At 54.1% G+C, this 17,485-nt stretch carries 16 protein-coding genes and 1 riboswitch; of the genes, 14 read left to right on the forward strand and 2 right to left on the reverse strand.

The genetic code is table 11. The features are described 5' to 3' along the window. Positions 1-47: 47 nt before the first annotated feature. The 12 genes from PSR63_RS22905 to PSR63_RS22960 all read left to right on the forward strand — a co-directional run bounded on the left by PSR63_RS22905 (position 48) and on the right by PSR63_RS22960 (position 13,498). Positions 48-1,307: an MFS transporter gene (locus PSR63_RS22905; protein ID WP_274328001.1), complete on the forward strand. Its 1,260-nt coding sequence runs from the start codon at positions 48-50 to the stop codon at positions 1,305-1,307. A gap of 346 nt (positions 1,308-1,653) precedes the next feature. After that, positions 1,654-1,731, forward strand: a riboswitch (cyclic di-GMP riboswitch). Between the two features lie 181 nt (positions 1,732-1,912). Continuing rightward, complete coding sequence (locus PSR63_RS22910; RefSeq protein ID WP_105359717.1) at positions 1,913-2,113, forward strand: Flp family type IVb pilin; 201 nt, start codon at positions 1,913-1,915, stop codon at positions 2,111-2,113. 342 nt (positions 2,114-2,455) lie between these two features. Then, the gene (locus PSR63_RS22915) at positions 2,456-3,022 is read left to right on the forward strand and encodes an A24 family peptidase (RefSeq protein ID WP_274328002.1); all 567 of its coding nucleotides are present in this window, start codon (positions 2,456-2,458) and stop codon (positions 3,020-3,022) included. A 140-nt stretch (positions 3,023-3,162) separates the two neighbouring features. Beyond that, positions 3,163-3,537, forward strand: coding sequence for a TadE/TadG family type IV pilus assembly protein (locus PSR63_RS22920; RefSeq protein WP_274328003.1), 375 nt, complete (start codon positions 3,163-3,165; stop codon positions 3,535-3,537). Between the two features lie 189 nt (positions 3,538-3,726). Next, positions 3,727-4,905 (forward strand): Flp pilus assembly protein CpaB, encoded by a 1,179-nt coding sequence (gene cpaB / locus PSR63_RS22925; RefSeq protein ID WP_274328004.1) that lies wholly within the window; start codon positions 3,727-3,729, stop codon positions 4,903-4,905. Between the two features lie 60 nt (positions 4,906-4,965). Further along, on the forward strand, positions 4,966-6,606 hold the full coding sequence (locus PSR63_RS22930; protein ID WP_274328005.1) for a type II and III secretion system protein family protein: 1,641 nt from the start codon (positions 4,966-4,968) through the stop codon (positions 6,604-6,606). A gap of 95 nt (positions 6,607-6,701) precedes the next feature. Next, positions 6,702-7,949 carry a nucleotide-binding protein gene (locus PSR63_RS22935; RefSeq protein ID WP_274328006.1) on the forward strand — a complete coding sequence of 416 codons (1,248 nt, stop codon included), beginning with the start codon at positions 6,702-6,704 and terminating at the stop codon, positions 7,947-7,949. A 315-nt stretch (positions 7,950-8,264) separates the two neighbouring features. Continuing rightward, a complete protein-coding gene (locus tag PSR63_RS22940) occupies positions 8,265-9,584 on the forward strand; it encodes a CpaF family protein (RefSeq protein WP_274328007.1) in 1,320 nt (439 codons plus the stop codon). 26 nt (positions 9,585-9,610) lie between these two features. Then, a complete protein-coding gene (locus tag PSR63_RS22945) occupies positions 9,611-10,585 on the forward strand; it encodes a type II secretion system F family protein (protein WP_274328008.1) in 975 nt (324 codons plus the stop codon). Between the two features lie 7 nt (positions 10,586-10,592). Beyond that, positions 10,593-11,564: a type II secretion system F family protein gene (locus PSR63_RS22950; RefSeq protein WP_274328009.1), complete on the forward strand. Its 972-nt coding sequence runs from the start codon at positions 10,593-10,595 to the stop codon at positions 11,562-11,564. A 160-nt stretch (positions 11,565-11,724) separates the two neighbouring features. Then, the gene (locus PSR63_RS22955) at positions 11,725-12,255 is read left to right on the forward strand and encodes a hypothetical protein (protein WP_274328010.1); all 531 of its coding nucleotides are present in this window, start codon (positions 11,725-11,727) and stop codon (positions 12,253-12,255) included. Between the two features lie 199 nt (positions 12,256-12,454). Continuing rightward, positions 12,455-13,498, forward strand: coding sequence for a tetratricopeptide repeat protein (locus PSR63_RS22960; RefSeq protein ID WP_274328011.1), 1,044 nt, complete (start codon positions 12,455-12,457; stop codon positions 13,496-13,498). 4 nt (positions 13,499-13,502) lie between these two features. Here the strand turns inward: PSR63_RS22960 and PSR63_RS22965 are convergent, their stop codons facing one another. Then, positions 13,503-14,939: a hypothetical protein gene (locus PSR63_RS22965; RefSeq protein WP_274328012.1), complete on the reverse strand. Its 1,437-nt coding sequence runs from the start codon at positions 14,937-14,939 to the stop codon at positions 13,503-13,505. Between the two features lie 199 nt (positions 14,940-15,138). Between PSR63_RS22965 and PSR63_RS22970 the strand changes: the two genes are divergently transcribed. Both PSR63_RS22970 and PSR63_RS22975 read left to right on the forward strand, forming a co-directional pair. Then, complete coding sequence (locus PSR63_RS22970; protein ID WP_274328013.1) at positions 15,139-15,759, forward strand: RNA polymerase sigma factor; 621 nt, start codon at positions 15,139-15,141, stop codon at positions 15,757-15,759. A 2-nt stretch (positions 15,760-15,761) separates the two neighbouring features. Further along, positions 15,762-16,013, forward strand: a complete 252-nt coding sequence (locus PSR63_RS22975) for a hypothetical protein (RefSeq protein WP_274328014.1) — start codon at positions 15,762-15,764, stop codon at positions 16,011-16,013. Between the two features lie 51 nt (positions 16,014-16,064). On the opposite strand, the gene PSR63_RS22980 is transcribed toward PSR63_RS22975, so the two are convergent. Continuing rightward, positions 16,065-17,171 carry a hypothetical protein gene (locus PSR63_RS22980; protein ID WP_274328015.1) on the reverse strand — a complete coding sequence of 369 codons (1,107 nt, stop codon included), beginning with the start codon at positions 17,169-17,171 and terminating at the stop codon, positions 16,065-16,067. Between the last annotated feature and the right edge of the window lie 314 nt (positions 17,172-17,485).

A 17,485-nucleotide genomic window follows, 5' to 3' on the forward strand; every position in this document is an offset into this window, starting at 1 on the left:
GTTAAATAGCTATTCCACGTGAAAAAACGCTAAAAGGAACCTGGTTGATGCTGAATTCTAAGGTCATCGGACTCTCGGTGATGATGTTCCTCCAATTTTTTGTCTGGGGAGCATGGTACGTAACGGTCGGTAATTTCATGGCTGCCAATGGAATGACCGACCAGATTAGTTGGGCCTACACCGTGGCTCCGATCGCGGCGATCATTTCTCCCTTCTTCTTGGGGTTTGTCGCCGACAGGTACTTCGCATCGGAACGGGTCTTGGGCTCGCTGCACATTTTGGGTGCCTGTGCGATGCTGGCCGCTCCATTCACGGCCACGATCAGCCCACTGGCGTTTATTCTGACGCTTTTGGTTCATGTGTTGTGCTACATGCCGACGCTTGGGCTTACCAACACGTTGGCATTCCATAACATCGAAGACCAAGAAAAGCAGTTTCCGATCATTCGCGTATTCGGCACTATTGGGTGGATCGCCGCAAACCTGACCGTCAGTAGTGTTTTCGGTGCCGATACGTCAGCTCAGCAGTTCTACATCACGGCGGTTGCAGGGGTGGCGCTGGGTATTTTCAGCTTCTTTCTGCCTCACACGCCACCTCCATCGAAGGGGAAAGCCGTTACTTTTCGCGAGATCATTGGCGCCGATACGCTTTCGATGATGAAGGAACGATCGTTCTTCATCTTCATTTTGGGATCGTTCCTGATTTGTATTCCGTTGGCGGCTTACTATGCATTCGCACCAGTCTTCGTTAAGCACACCGGCTTTGAAGCACCTGCCAGTTACATGTCGTTAGGGCAAATGTCCGAAATCGTATTCATGCTGTTGATGCCTCTCTTCTTCGCACGATTAGGCGTGAAGTGGATGTTGTTCGTGGGTATGGCGGCTTGGGTGCTACGTTACGGTTTGTTTGCCGGTGCGGAAGGGCTGGAAGGCAGTTTGGCCTACGGCATGGTCATCGGCGGCATCTTGCTGCACGGTATCTGTTATGACTTCTTCTTTGTCACCGGGTTTATTTATACGGACAAGAAGTGCACGAAGGAGACGCGCGGTCAGGCCCAAGGATTCCTGGTCTTGGTTACCCAGGGTCTGGGTTTAGGGATTGGAGCCCAGGTCATGGGATGGTTGTTCGGCTCGCTGACAGACGCTGATGGTGCGACCAACTGGCAAATGCTCTGGCTGATTCCTTGTATTGCCTCCGGCGTCATCATGGTGATCTTTGGTCTGCTGTTTAATGATAAGGTCGACGCCTCGGATGAAGAGGCTGGCTACGGAACCGACGACGCTCCAGCGACTGAACCGTCACATTAAGCGCGACGGTGCGCATTAAATCACTCTCAAAAACGCCGCCACGTGAAGACGTGAGCGGCGTTTTTCATGGCGTTTGGGCACTTTCATACGTGCGTAAATGCTTGTTTGTCAATGGTTTATCCCACTCGCTGGGAAAATTCTGGGTGATTTGCCGAGTTTTTCTAAAGCTCGCAGTTTGACACTCTAGAGACGTGACATAGGTTTCAGGTGTTCAGGGAGTGCACCGCATAACCTGGATGGCAACAGGATTAGTTGCCGGACATTACTCGTCTCATCTGGAACTCATCAACACCTTTTTAGGAACTCGAGTATCCCGGTGCGCGGGCAATGGTCTGCCGCCAATGTCCCCCGACAAAGGCAAACTGGTCGCGAGGCCAGGACGCAAAGCCAAGGACCACTTCATTGTGGTAGCCAGGCTGCCGAAGGGTTGACCACGGACTTAACCGTCCGTTTCCTGATGGCTGTGTATGGGACTGAGGCATCACCTTAGAGGACCGCATTCAACCGAGTTTTTGCAGACCAGCGTGATGGATTCGTCGTGGTTGAACAGCGGTAGTAAGCATCCTTAGTATTGTGCCGATTTTAGGCAACGTTGGAGAATTCTCATGCAAGGTCTCATCCAGAAGGTACAGAACTTTCTCGTATCGGAAGACGGTCCCACCGCGGTTGAATACGCCGTGATGCTGGCTCTGATCGTCATCGTATGTCTGACCGCTATTCAAGCGATCGGTACCCAGGCGAACGCTACGTTCACCAAGATTGGTACGGACATGCAAACTGCTAACACCACTGGTGGTGCGGTATAAGCCGCCTAACCCAACGACGCGTGTGCCACTTTGGCTCACGCGTTTTTTCATGAAACACTTGGAAAGCCCCGGGGCGCCCTATCACGGGGACCTGCGGGGCTTTTCTTTTTTCAGGTTAGTTCGGTTTTAGCGGGATCATCGATTAACGCGGTGTGGAAACCAATTCCGGACAGGCAGAAATCGGCGAAAAAACGGACCTTAGTGGCCGCATGACGGCCAGTGTGAGCTACTGTTTTGTGCCGGAGCCTGCTGGCAGTGCTGCCGGAAACAAGTCGTGGTATCCCTTAATTTGCGCATTTAGTGGTCGGCCTCGCATAAGACGCGCGAGGTGAGGAGAAAGTCATGGATCTTTTTGTAAGCTTGGCGGAAGCAATTGCAGAAAATTGGCCCGTCTGGGTCGTCACCTTTACCTTGATTCTGGCCGCAGTCATCGACGGTTTTGAATTGAAGGTTCCTAACTGGATCACCTTCCCCTTCGTTGCTAGCGGCTGGGTCTACAGCTTCTGCGCGTTTGGATTGGAAGGACTGGGTTGGAGTTTGCTGGGCACCGTTGTCGGTCTGCTTCTGCTGCTTCCGGCCTACTCAATCGGCGGCATGGGTGCCGGCGACGTGAAGCTCTTGGCTGGTGTCGGAGCCTGGATGCACGGAACGCACACCTTCTATGCCTTCTGCATCTCGGCAATTGTCGGAGCCGTCCTGGCTGTCGGTATGGTTGCCGTTCGCAAGGCCTGGAAGAAGCACTCGGACAACGCTCGAATCATCCTGAATGAGATCATGACCATTCGTGATCCGAACCAGCTTTCGAGCATCGCTGCGGAGCGAAAGCCTACTATGCTGCTGCTCCCCTATGGTATTCCGATTGCCATCGGAACCATCGGTTACTTCCTCTGGATGGGGCTGCTTGTATGAGCCAAACACCTGCTGCATGCACAGGCTGCGCAACCGAATCTGTTAACTTGGGCGAGATGAAGAGGACTTTGCGTCCTCGACATTTCGGCCTTGATAAGAGATGCCGGTTATTCCGATTTAAACGATCAGGGGCGGCGGTCGTGGAGTTTGCCATTGTAGCTCCGCTGTTCTTCCTGCTGATCTTCGGAATGATTGAATACGGTCGAATGGTGATGGTGCAGCAAGTGATAACCAACGCATCACGCGAAGGGGCTCGACGAGCTGTTCTAGACGGAGCGACCACCACTGGGGTTGTCTCAGCGGTAAATGAAATCCTGGATTCGGCAGCTGTCGACAGTGATGCTGCCGATGTCATTGTGTCTCCTGATCCACCTGAGAACGCTGGGTTTGGTGGGGCCGTGACAGTCACTGTACAGATTCCGTTTGCGAAGGTCAGCTGGTTGCCGTCTCCCATGTACCTGGGATCGACAACGTTGGAAGCGAAGACCGCAATGCGGAGAGAAACCGTTCAATGATCGTTGATGCAATTTGTACCGATTGTTCGGGAATTGCCAAACGCATTGATCGTCCGACTCAGAACGTTACTTGTGACCTTCTGAACTCGACGTCCCGATGAAACCCCATACATCGCAACCGCGATGAAAGGGGCTTGAAGAGCTAGCAATGTCACCGGCAGGGAGGCTAGCTGTACTAAGGAAAAGCACATGCGTCCTAAATCACTAATTCTGATCATTATCGCCCTTGGGTGCGGGTTGGTTGCCTCGATTGGCATCAGCCAGGTGCTCGAGCAGCAGTCGGCTCAGCCGGTACCTCAAGTAGAAATGGAGAATATCTTCGTTGCTCTTGAGGACATCGACATTAACGAACCGATCAAGCCCGAGATGATCAAGCTTGAACCATGGCCCGCAGACAAGATTCCCGAAGGAGCAATTCGCGAGTTGGAAAACGTTGAAGAACGTCGTCCTCGTTCGCGTCTGTTCGCCGGCGAAGTCATTTTGGAAGGAAAGCTCTTCGGTTCTGACGAAGACCAGGGTGCTTCCAAGTTGATTCCCAAAGGGTATCGCGTTCACTCGATTCGCGTGACCGCTGAGAGTGCCGCTGGAAATCTGATTCTGCCAGGTGACCGTGTTGACGTGCTGGTTTATCTGCAAGTGATGAATCAGAACAACCGCAACCAGAAGAAACAGGTGACACGTACGATTCTGACGAATTGCCGCGTGTTCGCCGTGAACGAACAAATTCATCGCGAAACCGATTCGCAAGGGAACTCGATCGCGGCCAAGACCGTATCGCTCTTGGTCAACCCGAAGCAGGTCGAGATTCTCGTCCTTGCCTCACGATTGGGTAGCCTGAGCCTGTCGCTGCGTCCGCCAGATGAAAGCGGCGAGGACGAAGCAGGTACGACCGACGACGCGACGATCTCGGAACTGCTCGGTATTACCGAAGACGCTGATCCCGACATGGACAATCAGCCGAAGCAACCGGCAGTTGCTCAAGACAAGAAGCCTTCGGGCGGTGGATTCCTCGACTTCCTGAAGAACTCGCAAGCAGCTCTCACTTCGCCTACCGTTGGCGCCATGCCAGCACCGGCGGAACCGGAATGGACAATGGATCTGCTCAGCCCGGATGGAGTGCGACGTTTTGAATTCGGCGAAATCGAAGAACTTCCGCAGGAAGTCAGCCCCGGCTCTTCGAGCCGAGCCAGCTCGATGCGAACTTCGATGCCAGCACCTTTTCCGACCTTGCCAGCTGGCTCGGTCGGTCAACCCTCGCAGCCTGTGGACAGTGGTTCCGCAGACGGCGTGGATATGAAGCCTAGCGATAATGATAGTGACTCCATGCCAGCGGAGTCAGATTCAGACTTTGGACCGGACGACGCCTAAACACGTCCAGATTTTTCCACGGATTGGGAAATCATAATTTCGGCGCAAGGAAGATCACGGATGATTACCAAGTACCGCTTCGCGCGACAACTTGTCACGACCGCAGCTCTGATGATGCTGACCGCTTTTAGCGGAAGCATTCAGGCTCAGAACGAGGCCCCCGGCGTCAACTTTCAGGTCGCCAATCCAAATCAGCGGTTGGAGATGATTGTTAACTCCAGTCGCATCTTTACCTTGGATGAGAAGATCCCCAAGGCTCAGGTCAACAACCCTGATCTCATTCGGTTGACTCCACTGTCGCCGAACAAGATTCAGGTCTCGGCCTTGAAGCCTGGTGTCACACAGGTCAACCTGTGGGCAGAGGACGGCACGATTTTCACCGTCGACGTCATTGTCATCGGTGATGGTCGTGAACTCCAAATGCTTCTGGAAAGCGAATTTCCAAACGCTTCCATCAAGGTTCGTCCCCTGGCGAGCAGCGTGGTGCTGTCGGGCTTTGTCGATCGCCCAGACGCCATCAGCCGCATCGTTCAGATGGCTGAAGACTACTACCCGAAAGTGATCAACAACATCACCGTGGGTGGCGTTCAGCAGGTCATGCTGAAGGTAAAGGTCTACGAAGTTTCGCGAACCAAGCTGCGAACGATGGGCTTTGACTGGGCAGCTGTCAGCGGAAACGATTACATCGTTCAAAGCGTCAGCGGTATTATCTCCAGCGTTGCTCAAGGTGGTGGTTCGGTCACGTCCACCGGTGCAGAGACGGTCACCTTCGGCGTGATTGGTAACAACAGTTCTTTCTTTGGCTTTGTCGAAGCTTTGCGACAGAACAACCTGGCCAAATTGCTTTCGGAGCCAACCATCAATGCCATGAGCGGCCGTCCGGCAAGCTTCCTGTCTGGTGGTGAAGTGCCGATTCAGGTTGCATCCGGTCTGGGTACGACTTCGATCGAGTTTAAGGAATTTGGTACCCGCGTCGACGTTGTGCCGATCGTCCTGGGTAACGGAAACATTCGCTTGGAAGTTCGTCCTTTGGTCAGCGAAGTCGACTCCAGCTTGGCGGTCGATGGAACACCTGGTTTCCGTACTCGTTGGGTCGACACGGCCGTCGAAATGAAGGCTGGTCAAACGTTCGCCCTGGCTGGTCTGATCCAGGAAAAGATCGAAACGGAAAACCGCGGTATTCCTTACCTGGCTGACATTCCTTGGGCCGGTGCCGCATTCCGCCGCGTTCAGGATCGTCGCAACGAAGTCGAACTACTGATTATTGTCACGCCAGAACTGGTCGGCCCGCTGAATCCAGGCGAAGAGCCTTGTGCAATGCCTGGCACCTCGAGCGGCCCGCTCAACGATACCGAACTGTACTGGCGAGGTTACATGGAAGTGCCGAACTGCGGTCCTGGTTCCTGCCAAACCGGCATGCTTGGCCCAACGGGTCCTTCGGTTATCGAAGGAGAACTGATCGAGCAGGGCACGCCTCTGATGGAGGTTCCTTCGCCGACCTCGGCCACGGCACCAACGTTTGAGGGGAACACTCGAATGCAAGGAGTCCATACTCCGTCGGGGCCGCGAACTTCCCCAGTATCGATCCAGCCTAACCCTGGAGTGCGACCTTCTTCCGTACAATCGTCAGCACCGGCTCAACCGGCAGGACCGATGCCCACGATGATTGGTCCATCGGGCTACGATACGCTTGATTTTTAACACGAACGCGTATTTTGCGTACTAGAATTCCCTCAAACCCCTGAGGGAATTCTTTTCGTATAGTTTGGTGTTGTGTCAGGAAAGTACGTATCGCCATGAGCAATGTATTACGAGTCGCCCTAGTCGATCCGAAGGACTCATCGCGAGAATCGCTCAAGTCAACGCTGCTCGGGATGGACATTGTTTGGCTGGAAGCCGAGTGTTCACGCTACGAGTTCTTTTCTGACGTCGTAGGCCAAACCAATCCGGATATTGGAATCGTCGCGATCGATTCCGATCCTGAGAAGGCCATTCGCCTGATTCAAGAGGTGCATGAAAGCACGCCTGATTGCAGCATCTTGGTCATCAGTGGATCCAGCGACGGCCAACTCATCCTCAAAGCGATGCGTGCCGGAGCCAAAGAGTTTCTCACCCAACCGCTGGACATCGAAGACCTGGTGAGTGCCCTGGAGCGAATCGGTCATCATCGCTTCGGCAAAGGGGAGTCCAAGTCGCGTGGTTGCAAGGTCATCACCGTGTGTGGTGCGACCGGCGGCGTAGGATCGACCAGCATGGCGGTCAACTTGGGTTGCATCCTGGCGGCTCAAGAAGGTAACAACGTCGCCCTGATCGACCTCGACCTGGCACTGGGCGATAGCGATGTCTTTCTGGACACGATTCCCGACTACACATTGCTAGACGTTGCTCAGAACATCAAACGCCTCGACTTCAACCTGCTGAAGCGTTCGTTGACGCGTCATAGCAGTGGGCTGTATCTGCTGCCTCGCCCCGTCCAGCTTCAGGAAGAAGCCCCGATTAGTCCTGACGATTTGTCGCGTGTGATTGGTCTGATGAAGGCGACCTTCACGCACTTGATCATCGATACATCCAAGTCTTACTCGTCGCTCGACATCGTGGCGATGCAGGAAGCGAATATCAACCTGATGACCATTCAGTTGGATCTGCCTTGCCTCCGCAACGTGGTTCGTCTGATGATGAGCTTCAGCGAAATCGACGGGTTGAAGGAAAAGACTCGAGTCATTGTGAATCGTGTTGGTTTAGACAACGGTGAGATCAGCCTTAAGAAGGCTCAGGAAACGATCGGTAGCGAGATCTACTGGCAGATTCCTAACGAGTACCGCGTGATGGTCGAGGTTCGCAACAATGGCGTGCCACTGATCGAGCAAGCTCCGCGGGCTGGTATTACCCAGGCACTGGTCGGCTTGGCCGAGTCGCTGTCGGGCGATAGCGCGAAAAAGAATGCCAACGGAAAGTCCGGAATTGGCCGATGGTTCGGTTTCCTCTCTTCGAAGGGGGAGAAGACCGCAAAGTCGGAAGAATCGGAAGCCCAAGCAACCGAATAAGATCGGTGCATCAACACGCGTGGATTATCTCTTGCAATCCGCGAAGGTTATAGCGACCGCACATCCCGTGCGGTTTGCCAATTTCATAACTTCCTTCCTCTCGCGCAACTTTACGTGAGCTATGTTTTCAGGGACCGTTGCCTGGCGATCGCTTGGTACGGACCCTGTCTCCTTTGGGTAGCTCCGTCGATCGATCGACGACCGCAATGATGCGATTGTCTCGATTAACCCCCTCGGCTTGCTACTGCATGAGGAGATGCGACTAAGCGGTAAGAGCGTCCTTGGCAGCATTTCAGAAGACGAAGGAATCGGATCATGCGATCAGCGGCAACAGATCCTAAAGCATCGGGCTCGAAGCAAGCGGAGTTCGAAAACCTCAAGCGTAAGATCCACGGGAAGCTTGTGGATAAGCTCGATCTAGCGAAGATCGGTGAGTTGGAAGGTGAAGTTCTGCGACGAGAGATTCGCCTGGTGGTCGAACACCTCTGCGATACGGAAGAAACCCTGCTCAATCGCACCGAACGAGAACGTCTGATCGAAGAAGTTCTCGACGAAACGTTTGGCCTTGGTCCACTGGAACTTCTACTGAAGGATCATGGGATCAGCGATATTCTGATCAACGGTCCCCAGCAGATCTACTGCGAAAAGGGCGGTAAGCTCGAACTGAGCAGCGTCAAGTTTCGCGACAACGAACACCTCCTGCAAATCATTGACCGTATCGTATCGAAGGTAGGCCGGCGCGTCGACGAAACCTGCCCGATGGTCGACGCGCGTCTCCCCGACGGGTCGCGTTTTAACGCAATTATTCCGCCGCTTGCCCTTGATGGAGCGGCGGTTTCTATTCGTCGGTTCGGTTCCAACCCGCTGAAGTTGGAAGACCTGTTGAACTACAAGGCCTTCACGCCAGAAATGGTGATGCTGCTGGAAGGGGCGATCAAGGCCCGACTGAATATCATCATTTCCGGTGGTACTGGTTCTGGTAAGACGACGCTGCTGAACACGCTTTCGAGCTTCATTAGCGGTGCCGAACGTATCGTTACCATCGAAGACGCGGCGGAACTTCAGCTGCAACAGGAGCACGTCGTGCGTTTGGAAACTCGTCCACCGAACGTCGAAGGCAAGGGTGGTGTCACCGCGACCGACCTGGTGAAGAATGCCCTGCGTATGCGTCCTGAACGAATCATCATCGGTGAGTGTCGTGGTGCTGAAACGCTCGACATGCTTCAGGCCATGAATACGGGTCACGAAGGTTCGATGACCACGATTCACTCGAATACACCGCGTGACGCAATCGCCCGTATCGAAACGCTCATTTCGATGTCCGGCTTTGAATTGCCGGTCAAAGCGATGCGTCAGCAGATCGCCAGCGCCGTCGACTTGATCATTCAGGCCAACCGCCTGCAAGGTGGTCCGCGACGTGTTACGCACATCACGGAAGTGATCGGCATGGAGCAGGAAACGGTCGTCATGCAAGACATTTATCGTTACGAGCAATCCGGTATCGATGAAACAGGCCGCGCACGTGGTCGCTTCATCTCGACCGGCGTTCGCCCCAACTTCATGGAACGTCTTGAATCGGCAGGCGTCCGCTTGCCGGCCAGCGCCTTCCGTGAACGTGTGATGCTCGAAGACTAACCCAGGTACTGATTAGAGAAGCGATCATGTTGACGCTAGTAGTTCTCATTACGGTATTCGTAGGTGTGGCCACTTTGGTCGGCGCCGTAGCGATTCTGTTTCGAGGGGACGCCAACCCCGAGATCGAGGGTCGTCTCGAAATCCTAACCGGCAAGGGTAAGGCTAATGGTAAAGCCGAAGGAGGCAAGGGAGAGCAGCAAGGTGGTATCACCCGGCTCTCTGACGGCAATGATGGTGCCCTGGAAGAATTCATTTCGCGGCACTTCAACTTGCGACTGTTCCTCGACCAGGCTGCCATGGAGACTTCGGTTTCCAACTTCATCATGCTGACTGCTGGGCTGGCCGGTGCCGGCGCCGTGGTGCCATTTCTGCTGGGTTTGCCGTTCTATATCGGTCCGGTCCTGGCAGTCATCCTGGGCATTGTTCCCTTGGGTTATGTTTGGTTTAAGCGTGGTAAACGTCTGGCCAAGTTCGGCAATCAACTGCCGGATGCGTTGGAATTGATCGCTCGCGCTTTGCGTGCGGGTCATAGTCTGGGTGCTGGTTTTCACCTGGTGAGCGAAGAAATGCTCGACCCGATTGGTGGTGAATTTCGCAAGGTGTTTGAATCGCAAAACCTCGGTGTGCCACTTGAAGAAGCCATCGTCGATATGACCGAACGCGTTCCGAACCTCGACCTCAAGTTCTTCGGTACTGCCGTTATCTTGCAGCGTCAGACGGGTGGTGACCTAGCCGAAATTCTCGACAAGATTGGTCGACTCGTTCGTCAGCGTATGGAATTGTTCGGCCAGATTCAGGCCCTCACCGGGGAAGGTCGTATCTCCGGCATCGTTCTGTTGGGTATGCCACCGGCACTGTTTATCGTCATGTGGTACCTGAACCCAACATACGTAATGACACTGTTTACCGATCCCCTTGGTCAAAAAATGTTGGCTGGTGCCATCGTCATGCAATTGATCGGTGCCTGGGTGATTCAAAAGATTATCGATATCAAGGTGTAACGAAGCCATGTTTGATTCCGGTTCCAATGGCGTTCTGATCATTGCGTTAAGCGTATTCGGCTTGTTCGCAGCGGGGATCTATTTCCTTGCGGACATGCTGATGAAGGACAAGAGTCGTGCCGAAGACCGACTGGAAGGCCTGAAAGATCCTTATCAGCGAAACGGACGTAGCGGCGAAAAGAGCACGAAGCAAACTGCTTTGGGCAAAGTCCTGGAGAAGACCACGCCTTCGCTGGCTAAGCCGTTGCAGCCAACCAACCAGAAGGACGCCATCAAGCTGAAGGATAAGCTCTCGCACGCAGGTTTTCGCAGCGAAGCAGCACCGACGACCTTCTTGGGACTGAAGTTTGCCGGCTTGATCGCTGGACTTGTCCTGGGCGGTGGTACGTTCTTCGTCCTGGGCGACTTTTCGCTGTTTGGGATTTTGAAGGCCGGCATCGTGCTTGGCATCTGCTTCTATCTCCCTGAACTCGGTTTGTGGTATCTCGGTAAGACGCGAAAAGAGCAGATCTTCCGAGGTCTGCCCGACGCACTCGACTTGATGGTCGTTTGTGTGGAAGCGGGGCTTGGTCTAGATCAGGCCATGCGTCGCGTTGCCGAGGAAATGAAAAAGACCTACCGCGTGATCGCCGAAGAATTTGGTATGTGCAACTTCCAGTTGCAGATGGGTCGTGCCCGCGTGGACGTTCTGCACGAACTCGGTCAACGAACCGGTGTGGAAGACCTCCGATCGCTCGCCGCGATTTTGATTCAGGCCGACAAATTCGGTTCGAGTATTGCTCAGGCACTTCGCGTGCAGAGTGATGCGATGCGAACGCGTCGTCGACAGATCGCCGAAGAAAAAGCTGCTAAGACTGCGGTTAAGATGATCTTCCCGCTGGTGTTCTTCATCTTCCCGGGTATCTTCGTCGTGTTAGTCGGCCCAGCCGCCATCACGGTGATTCGCGAGATGCTACCAATGATGGCAGCTAACTCGTAGGCCTGAGTAAGGTTTAACGATTCTACGCGTCGTATGGGCCAAGCCTTCCCATGTGTTGGCTTGGCCTTTCAATAACCGATGGTTTCACTGAATGAACCAAAGCGCCCTCGGTCAGCAGGGGCGTAAGGACCCCCCAAGAAACCACGGAAGGCGGCCACGCATGAAGATCGGCACCCTCTTTACCCAATCTATTTTGGCAACCTTGTTGTTCTGCTCTGTTAGCCAGGCAGGATGGCATGAGTTCTGGGATCGTGCCCATTTGGACTATGCCCGCAATAAGTGCTGGCCATCCCCATTTATCGAGCAAGATCGAGCCTCTGTATACAACTACTATACGCAAATGACTGCCACCGGTATTCGTCTGCAGAATACCCTCAGCGATCACTACTTTGATCAAGAGAACGGTGAGCTGACGCGTGCTGGCATGATGAAAATTCGGTCGATCCTGACCAGCACCGAAGGTCGCCGCGATATCTTCGTGATGCAAGGCTTCACCCAGCAGGAAACCGATGCTCGCATTGCTGCTGTCAAAGCTGGTTTGGCCGAAATGGTTGGTAACCCCGATGCGACTCCAATCTATGTAAGCCCAGATCAGCCAGCTGGTCGTGCAGCGGACTACATCGACGACATCTGGCGTCGTGAACGCTCGTCTGTGCCAGTTCCACGGCTGCCAGCATTCTCCGAGCAGTAAGTCGATCTGACGAAAATCTAGGCAAGCGCAAAACCACGGCACACATGGTTTGCGCAAATTGCTTGAGAACAACGGGCGAAATGCCGATGCAATGAAGGAAGACAATTCATTGCGGGCACCCTTTTGCTAGCGGGGTGCTTGTGGCCGACGCAACTCAGTGCATGGAGGCAATGGCCCGGATGGGCCCTGCGAAGGATCGATGCAAAAAAAATACGCAAAACGTGTCTGGATTTCCTACGGACGCGACCTGATCTGCACAGGCCTGGCATTACAAGGCTTATTACTCGCACCAGCAATCGGGCTCGGGGCTGAAGGCCCGAAGCAGACCAAACAGAATCAGCCGATCGCTACTGACAGCGAAGAACGCAGCTCGTTCCGCCTGATTCAGTTCACCGATTCCAGCGAAGAAGGCTCCTCGATTAGTTCGGCCTTCAAAAAGGCTGGTAGCTCGATCTCAGGCTTCTTCTCGTCGGAACCACGTGAACCACAGGTCGAGAACGATCCGATCAGCTTGTCGAGCATGCCTGACGAGATCAATTCCAACGTCTATCTGAGTGCTGCTCGGATGATGGAAAACGCCGGCAACTTCGAAGGTGCTGAACGTCAATACAAGTCGTGCCTGGAGAAGTTCCCCAAGAGCCGCCTGGCTCAGATCAGCTACGCTCGTCTGCTACATCGAACGCAGCGACTCGACGAGTCGCTGACGATGTACGAGATGGCTGACAAGGATCACCCAAAAGATCCAACGATCTGTAATGACATGGGCTTGTGCCTGGCACGTCTGGGACGCAAGGACGAGGCCATGGGCAAGTTCCATCAAGCGACGCTCGCAGCCCCTGAAGACCCTCGCTACCGCAACAACCTGGCGATGGTATTGGTCGACGCCGGTCGCGATGACGAAGCACTCTCGCAGTTGGTTTACGCTCATGGCAAAGCGAAGGGGCATTTCAATCTTGGCTTCCTGCAGTACCGTGCGGGAGACCACCAAGGTGCTGTTGCCAACTTCGAGGCCGCTTTGCAGGAAGACGCCAACCTGGAGCAAGCTGCGGACATGTTGCAGCGAATTGGTAGTGAGCGGATCGCCGGACCTCGGACAGCTCCTGTGCCGAAGTCGAACACGATGTTTATCAGCGATCAGCCTCGCGAGACGAAGTCTGGTCCAGTTCTGGTGCCGACGCAATCGTCGAAGGTTCCACCAGCTCCGGAACAGGAACCACCGCGACTTCTACCACCGGTTCGCTAAAAGCTTACGGCTCGCCAGCGGGCGATTGGGCTCGCTGGCATAGCTCAGAAAAGGTGGCCATGATGATGGGGCCCACCTCATGGCTACAGCTGTTAATCTCACCATATTGCGGCGCCCCGCGCCCAAAGGCATAGGGTGGCTCTCGATCCCACTGCCTCTTCGGAAGGATGTAGCCAATTTCATCATTGGCAAGGCCCAGCATCAAATAGGGCTCGTCTCCTAGCAGCTGATCGACGTGGGGTTCAATCGGTGCGTCCGGGAAGTCGACGTTCGCGTGGGCTGGATTAGGGATCTTCCCGTTGACCAATTCAGGATAAAGTTCGCCTGGGATTCCCAGTAGCTTCACGTCCCCTAGTTGAAGCAGACTAACCTCGGTGATGGCAGCCGCGCGTTCGGGGCGAAATTCTCGTGTGACACGTTCTCCCCAGCTGTCCGGCTGCCCCGTCCACTCGTAGCTGACGCGTCGAATCACATTCAAGGATCTTGCCAGGCGATAAAGCGGGTTATCGATGGGGATAGCCACTTCTTTACGGAAGACGCGAAAGGGGGTGAGATCGACCGGTTGGCTTTTGCTGAAAGCCTCGGCCACTGCATCGGCTACCGTGTTGCCATAGGCTTGGGCGTAGGCGAACGTTGTCAGCTGAACCGCAGCGGCCTTGTCGTCCACGATTCCGGTGGCAGGCGGAGTCATCAGCCCGCCAATCGCACCGCTGACATAAACGGTCGGGCAGTCAAAGTGCTGCTGAAGACGCTTATGGGTGTAGTAGGGGAAATCGGCCGTGATGGCAGTGTTCCTGGCCCCGAGGGATTCAGGGTGGGTTGTCCCTTGTACCAATAGGCCTAAGGTCGATCCATCAATTTGTGAGCGAAAACGGAGGGCTCGAATCGTTGGATCAATGACGATTGGTTGGCGTGTATCGTGAACGAGGTCGGGACGATCAATCTTGGCGAATTCTACGGAAACAGGTTGCTGAGATTCTTCCAGCCGCTTGACCAGCTTCACGATTGTCTTTTCAACGTGTTCGTTGTAACTCTCGTTGACTCCCCGCTTGATGTAGGACTCGCCCCAGATACCGATCGTATCGGGGCCTTCATGGTTGTGCGTGCTACAGATCACCACGAAGTCAATTTCGGAAAGTTGCTCTCGGATAGAAAGCGTGGAAGGGTAGGACCAGCCGATCAAATCCAAGCTGATGATGGCAATTCTGGTTTGCCCGTCCGAAAGCAGCATGCCGCGAGCAAAAAGCGGATCGTGAACCGTGGTAGCGGCTCTTCCGGGAAAGTAACCTGCCATCCAGACCGCTTTGGGACCATGGACGTCAGGCGTAATTTCAACGCTGTCGATCGAAAAATGGAGATTGCCTGCCAACAGTGCTGGGCAAAGCAGGCTGTTTCCGATCCCAATCAAGAGGATGGCGAGCGTTACGGAAAATGATCGCACGAGTGGCCGTATCCCTAAGTTAAGCGAGAAAAATCCTCAATCTGCCGTGCCCAACCGGTGGTTTTACTCTGGCATCCTACAACAAAGAATTCAAGTCCTAATCCGATTTCTGGCGTCAAGGGTTCTCGCATGTTGCGCGGAATAAGCCACAATATGGGAACGTAGACGACCAGGATGGCATCTGTTATTTTTGGCGATTATGGACAGCACCGGATCAGAACTGCCGACTAGCGCTTGGAAATCCGAAGAAGAGCTGATCGAAGCTCTTCAGCGGCAAGAGGACGACGCGTACGAATATTTGGTTCGTGCGTACAGCGGTCGTCTGCTGGTTGTAGCCAAACGTTTCCTGGGACAAGATCAGGATGCCCAAGACGCGGTGCAAGATGCGTTTCTGTCAGCGTTTAAGGCAATCGAAAACTTCGAGGGAAATGCGAAGCTTTCTACCTGGCTGCACCGAATTGTGGTTAACGCGTGTCTGATGAAGCTTCGTACCAAGAAGCGGAAACCCGAAAAGCCGGTGGAGGATTTGCTTCCCCACTTTGCGTCCGACGGACATCGTGATCGCGCGGAACCCTCGTGGGCGATTACCTTTGACACCGCTGTCCAGAGCCGCGAGACGCGTGAACTGGTTCGCCAGCAAATTGAAGAATTGCCGGAAAGTTATCGAACCGTTTTGCTGCTTCGTGACATCGAACAATTAAGTACTGAGGAAACCGCGGCCCGACTCGATATGAGCGTTTCAGCCGTCAAGACGCGGCTGCATCGTGCCCGGCAAGCATTAAAAACTCTGTTGGATCCGCACATGAATGACGGATACTAACGATGAAACTGACCTGCAAGGAACTATACGAATTCATGGGTGATTACCTTGAGGGTAATCTGCCCGATGATGTGATGTGCGTCATGAAAACGCACCTCTCGCGTTGTCCGTGTTGTGAGCACTATCTGGAGAACTACCGGACGGCGATGCGTCTGGGAGTTTCGTGCTGCAAAGAGTATGCGGAGGACGAGGTCCCCGCGTCGGTGCCAGAACCGTTGATTCAGGCCATTCTCGAAGCCCGCAAAAAGAAATAGCGGAAGATTCCGCTATGCGTTTATCTCAGTGACACGCTGAATTGGGTTCCCTTAGGAAGAACCCATCTTGCGAATGACGGTGACCACCACCCAAATGATCAATCCAATCGGGATCGGTGCGCCATAGTACCAAGGAACAGGTACTTCCTTGGTGGTACGGCCAAACTCGTCAGTCTCTTTCGAGAAAAAGACATTACAGTGAGGGCAGTGATCGCCGGCCCCGATGTTACCGTAAATCACCTTGTTACAGTTACTGCACGTCCCGGCCGGTTGTTCCGCAGAGCTACCGCCGCCACCACCGCCTCCGCCGTACATATCTTGCTGACGTGCGACCATATCTTGCTGGCGCTGTTGGGCTTGTTGCACCTGCTGGGCAAGGCGTTGATCGCGTTCCTGCTGTCGACGCTGCTCTTCTGCCTCGCGTTGGCGTTGCGATTCCTCGAACTTGCGCTGGGCTTCCTCGCGAGCACGGCGGTCTTCTTCTTGTTTCTTCTCGATCTCACGCCGCATCTTCTCGTGTTCTTCTTGCTGACGCTTGGCGAAATCGTCCATCGCCGGAGGAGCATAGGCTGGCGGCGCCGTGACTTGGTTTGCCATACGTGGGTCGTACGGGGCAGGACCTCCGCCGGCGATTTCGCCACCCGAAGGACCAGCACCGCCACCCGTGTTCGCAGGCGGTGGAGGGATCTGGTCGTCCTCACCGCGGTTTTCAAGTTCGCCACGCAGATAGACTTGGTCTGCGTCGCTCAGATCGTAGAACGAAACCTTGTGAGGCGTACGTCCTTGAAGCAGCACGACCTGACCTTCGAACATACGAACGAATTTGGCTTTGATTTCGTTGTCTTGCTTGTCTTTCCACTGACGATAATCAAACAGATCGCTCTTACGACGACGCCGAGTAGGAGAGTCATCTTCTTCCATCTCTTCTTTTTGCGAATCGATGTACTTTTGATCCTCCTCGCTGAAACGCTCGATCGGAATCGTGAAACTCTGACCGTTCGAATTGATCTTCACATTGCCATCTTCGGTGACTTCTTCCAGCGAACCCGAAAGAGTCTTGCCTGAAGTGTCAGTCCAGGTGCGAACGTCTGCCGCCATGAGACAGGATGTAAGTAGAACGCAGACGAGAAGAGAGATGGCGATTGTGCTGGCTTTCATAGCGAGCTCCCACCGTATGATGAAGGTATTACCGTCGCATGATCTTGCGTGGTACTTGTCGATACTGAACGTTAGAGAAGGAAATCCTCTTCAGGTTCCCGCAACCACCGGGAAAATCTGAAATGGCAACCGCGTGATATCAACCCATTTCCTTAGTAGCGTAACTACCCGATAGAGGTATCGTGATGATACAAACATCAGTGCTCAAATGTCAAATGTAAATCGTGGTTCTATGGGTAAAACATGGCCTCAACTACTTTCTCTTGGGGGGGCAGGTTGTAGGATGGCATCGGATCGCGAAAAACAAATGCTAA

This window comes from Bremerella sp. P1, from assembly GCF_028748185.1.
In the GTDB taxonomy this organism is placed as follows: Bacteria; Planctomycetota; Planctomycetia; order Pirellulales; family Pirellulaceae; genus Bremerella.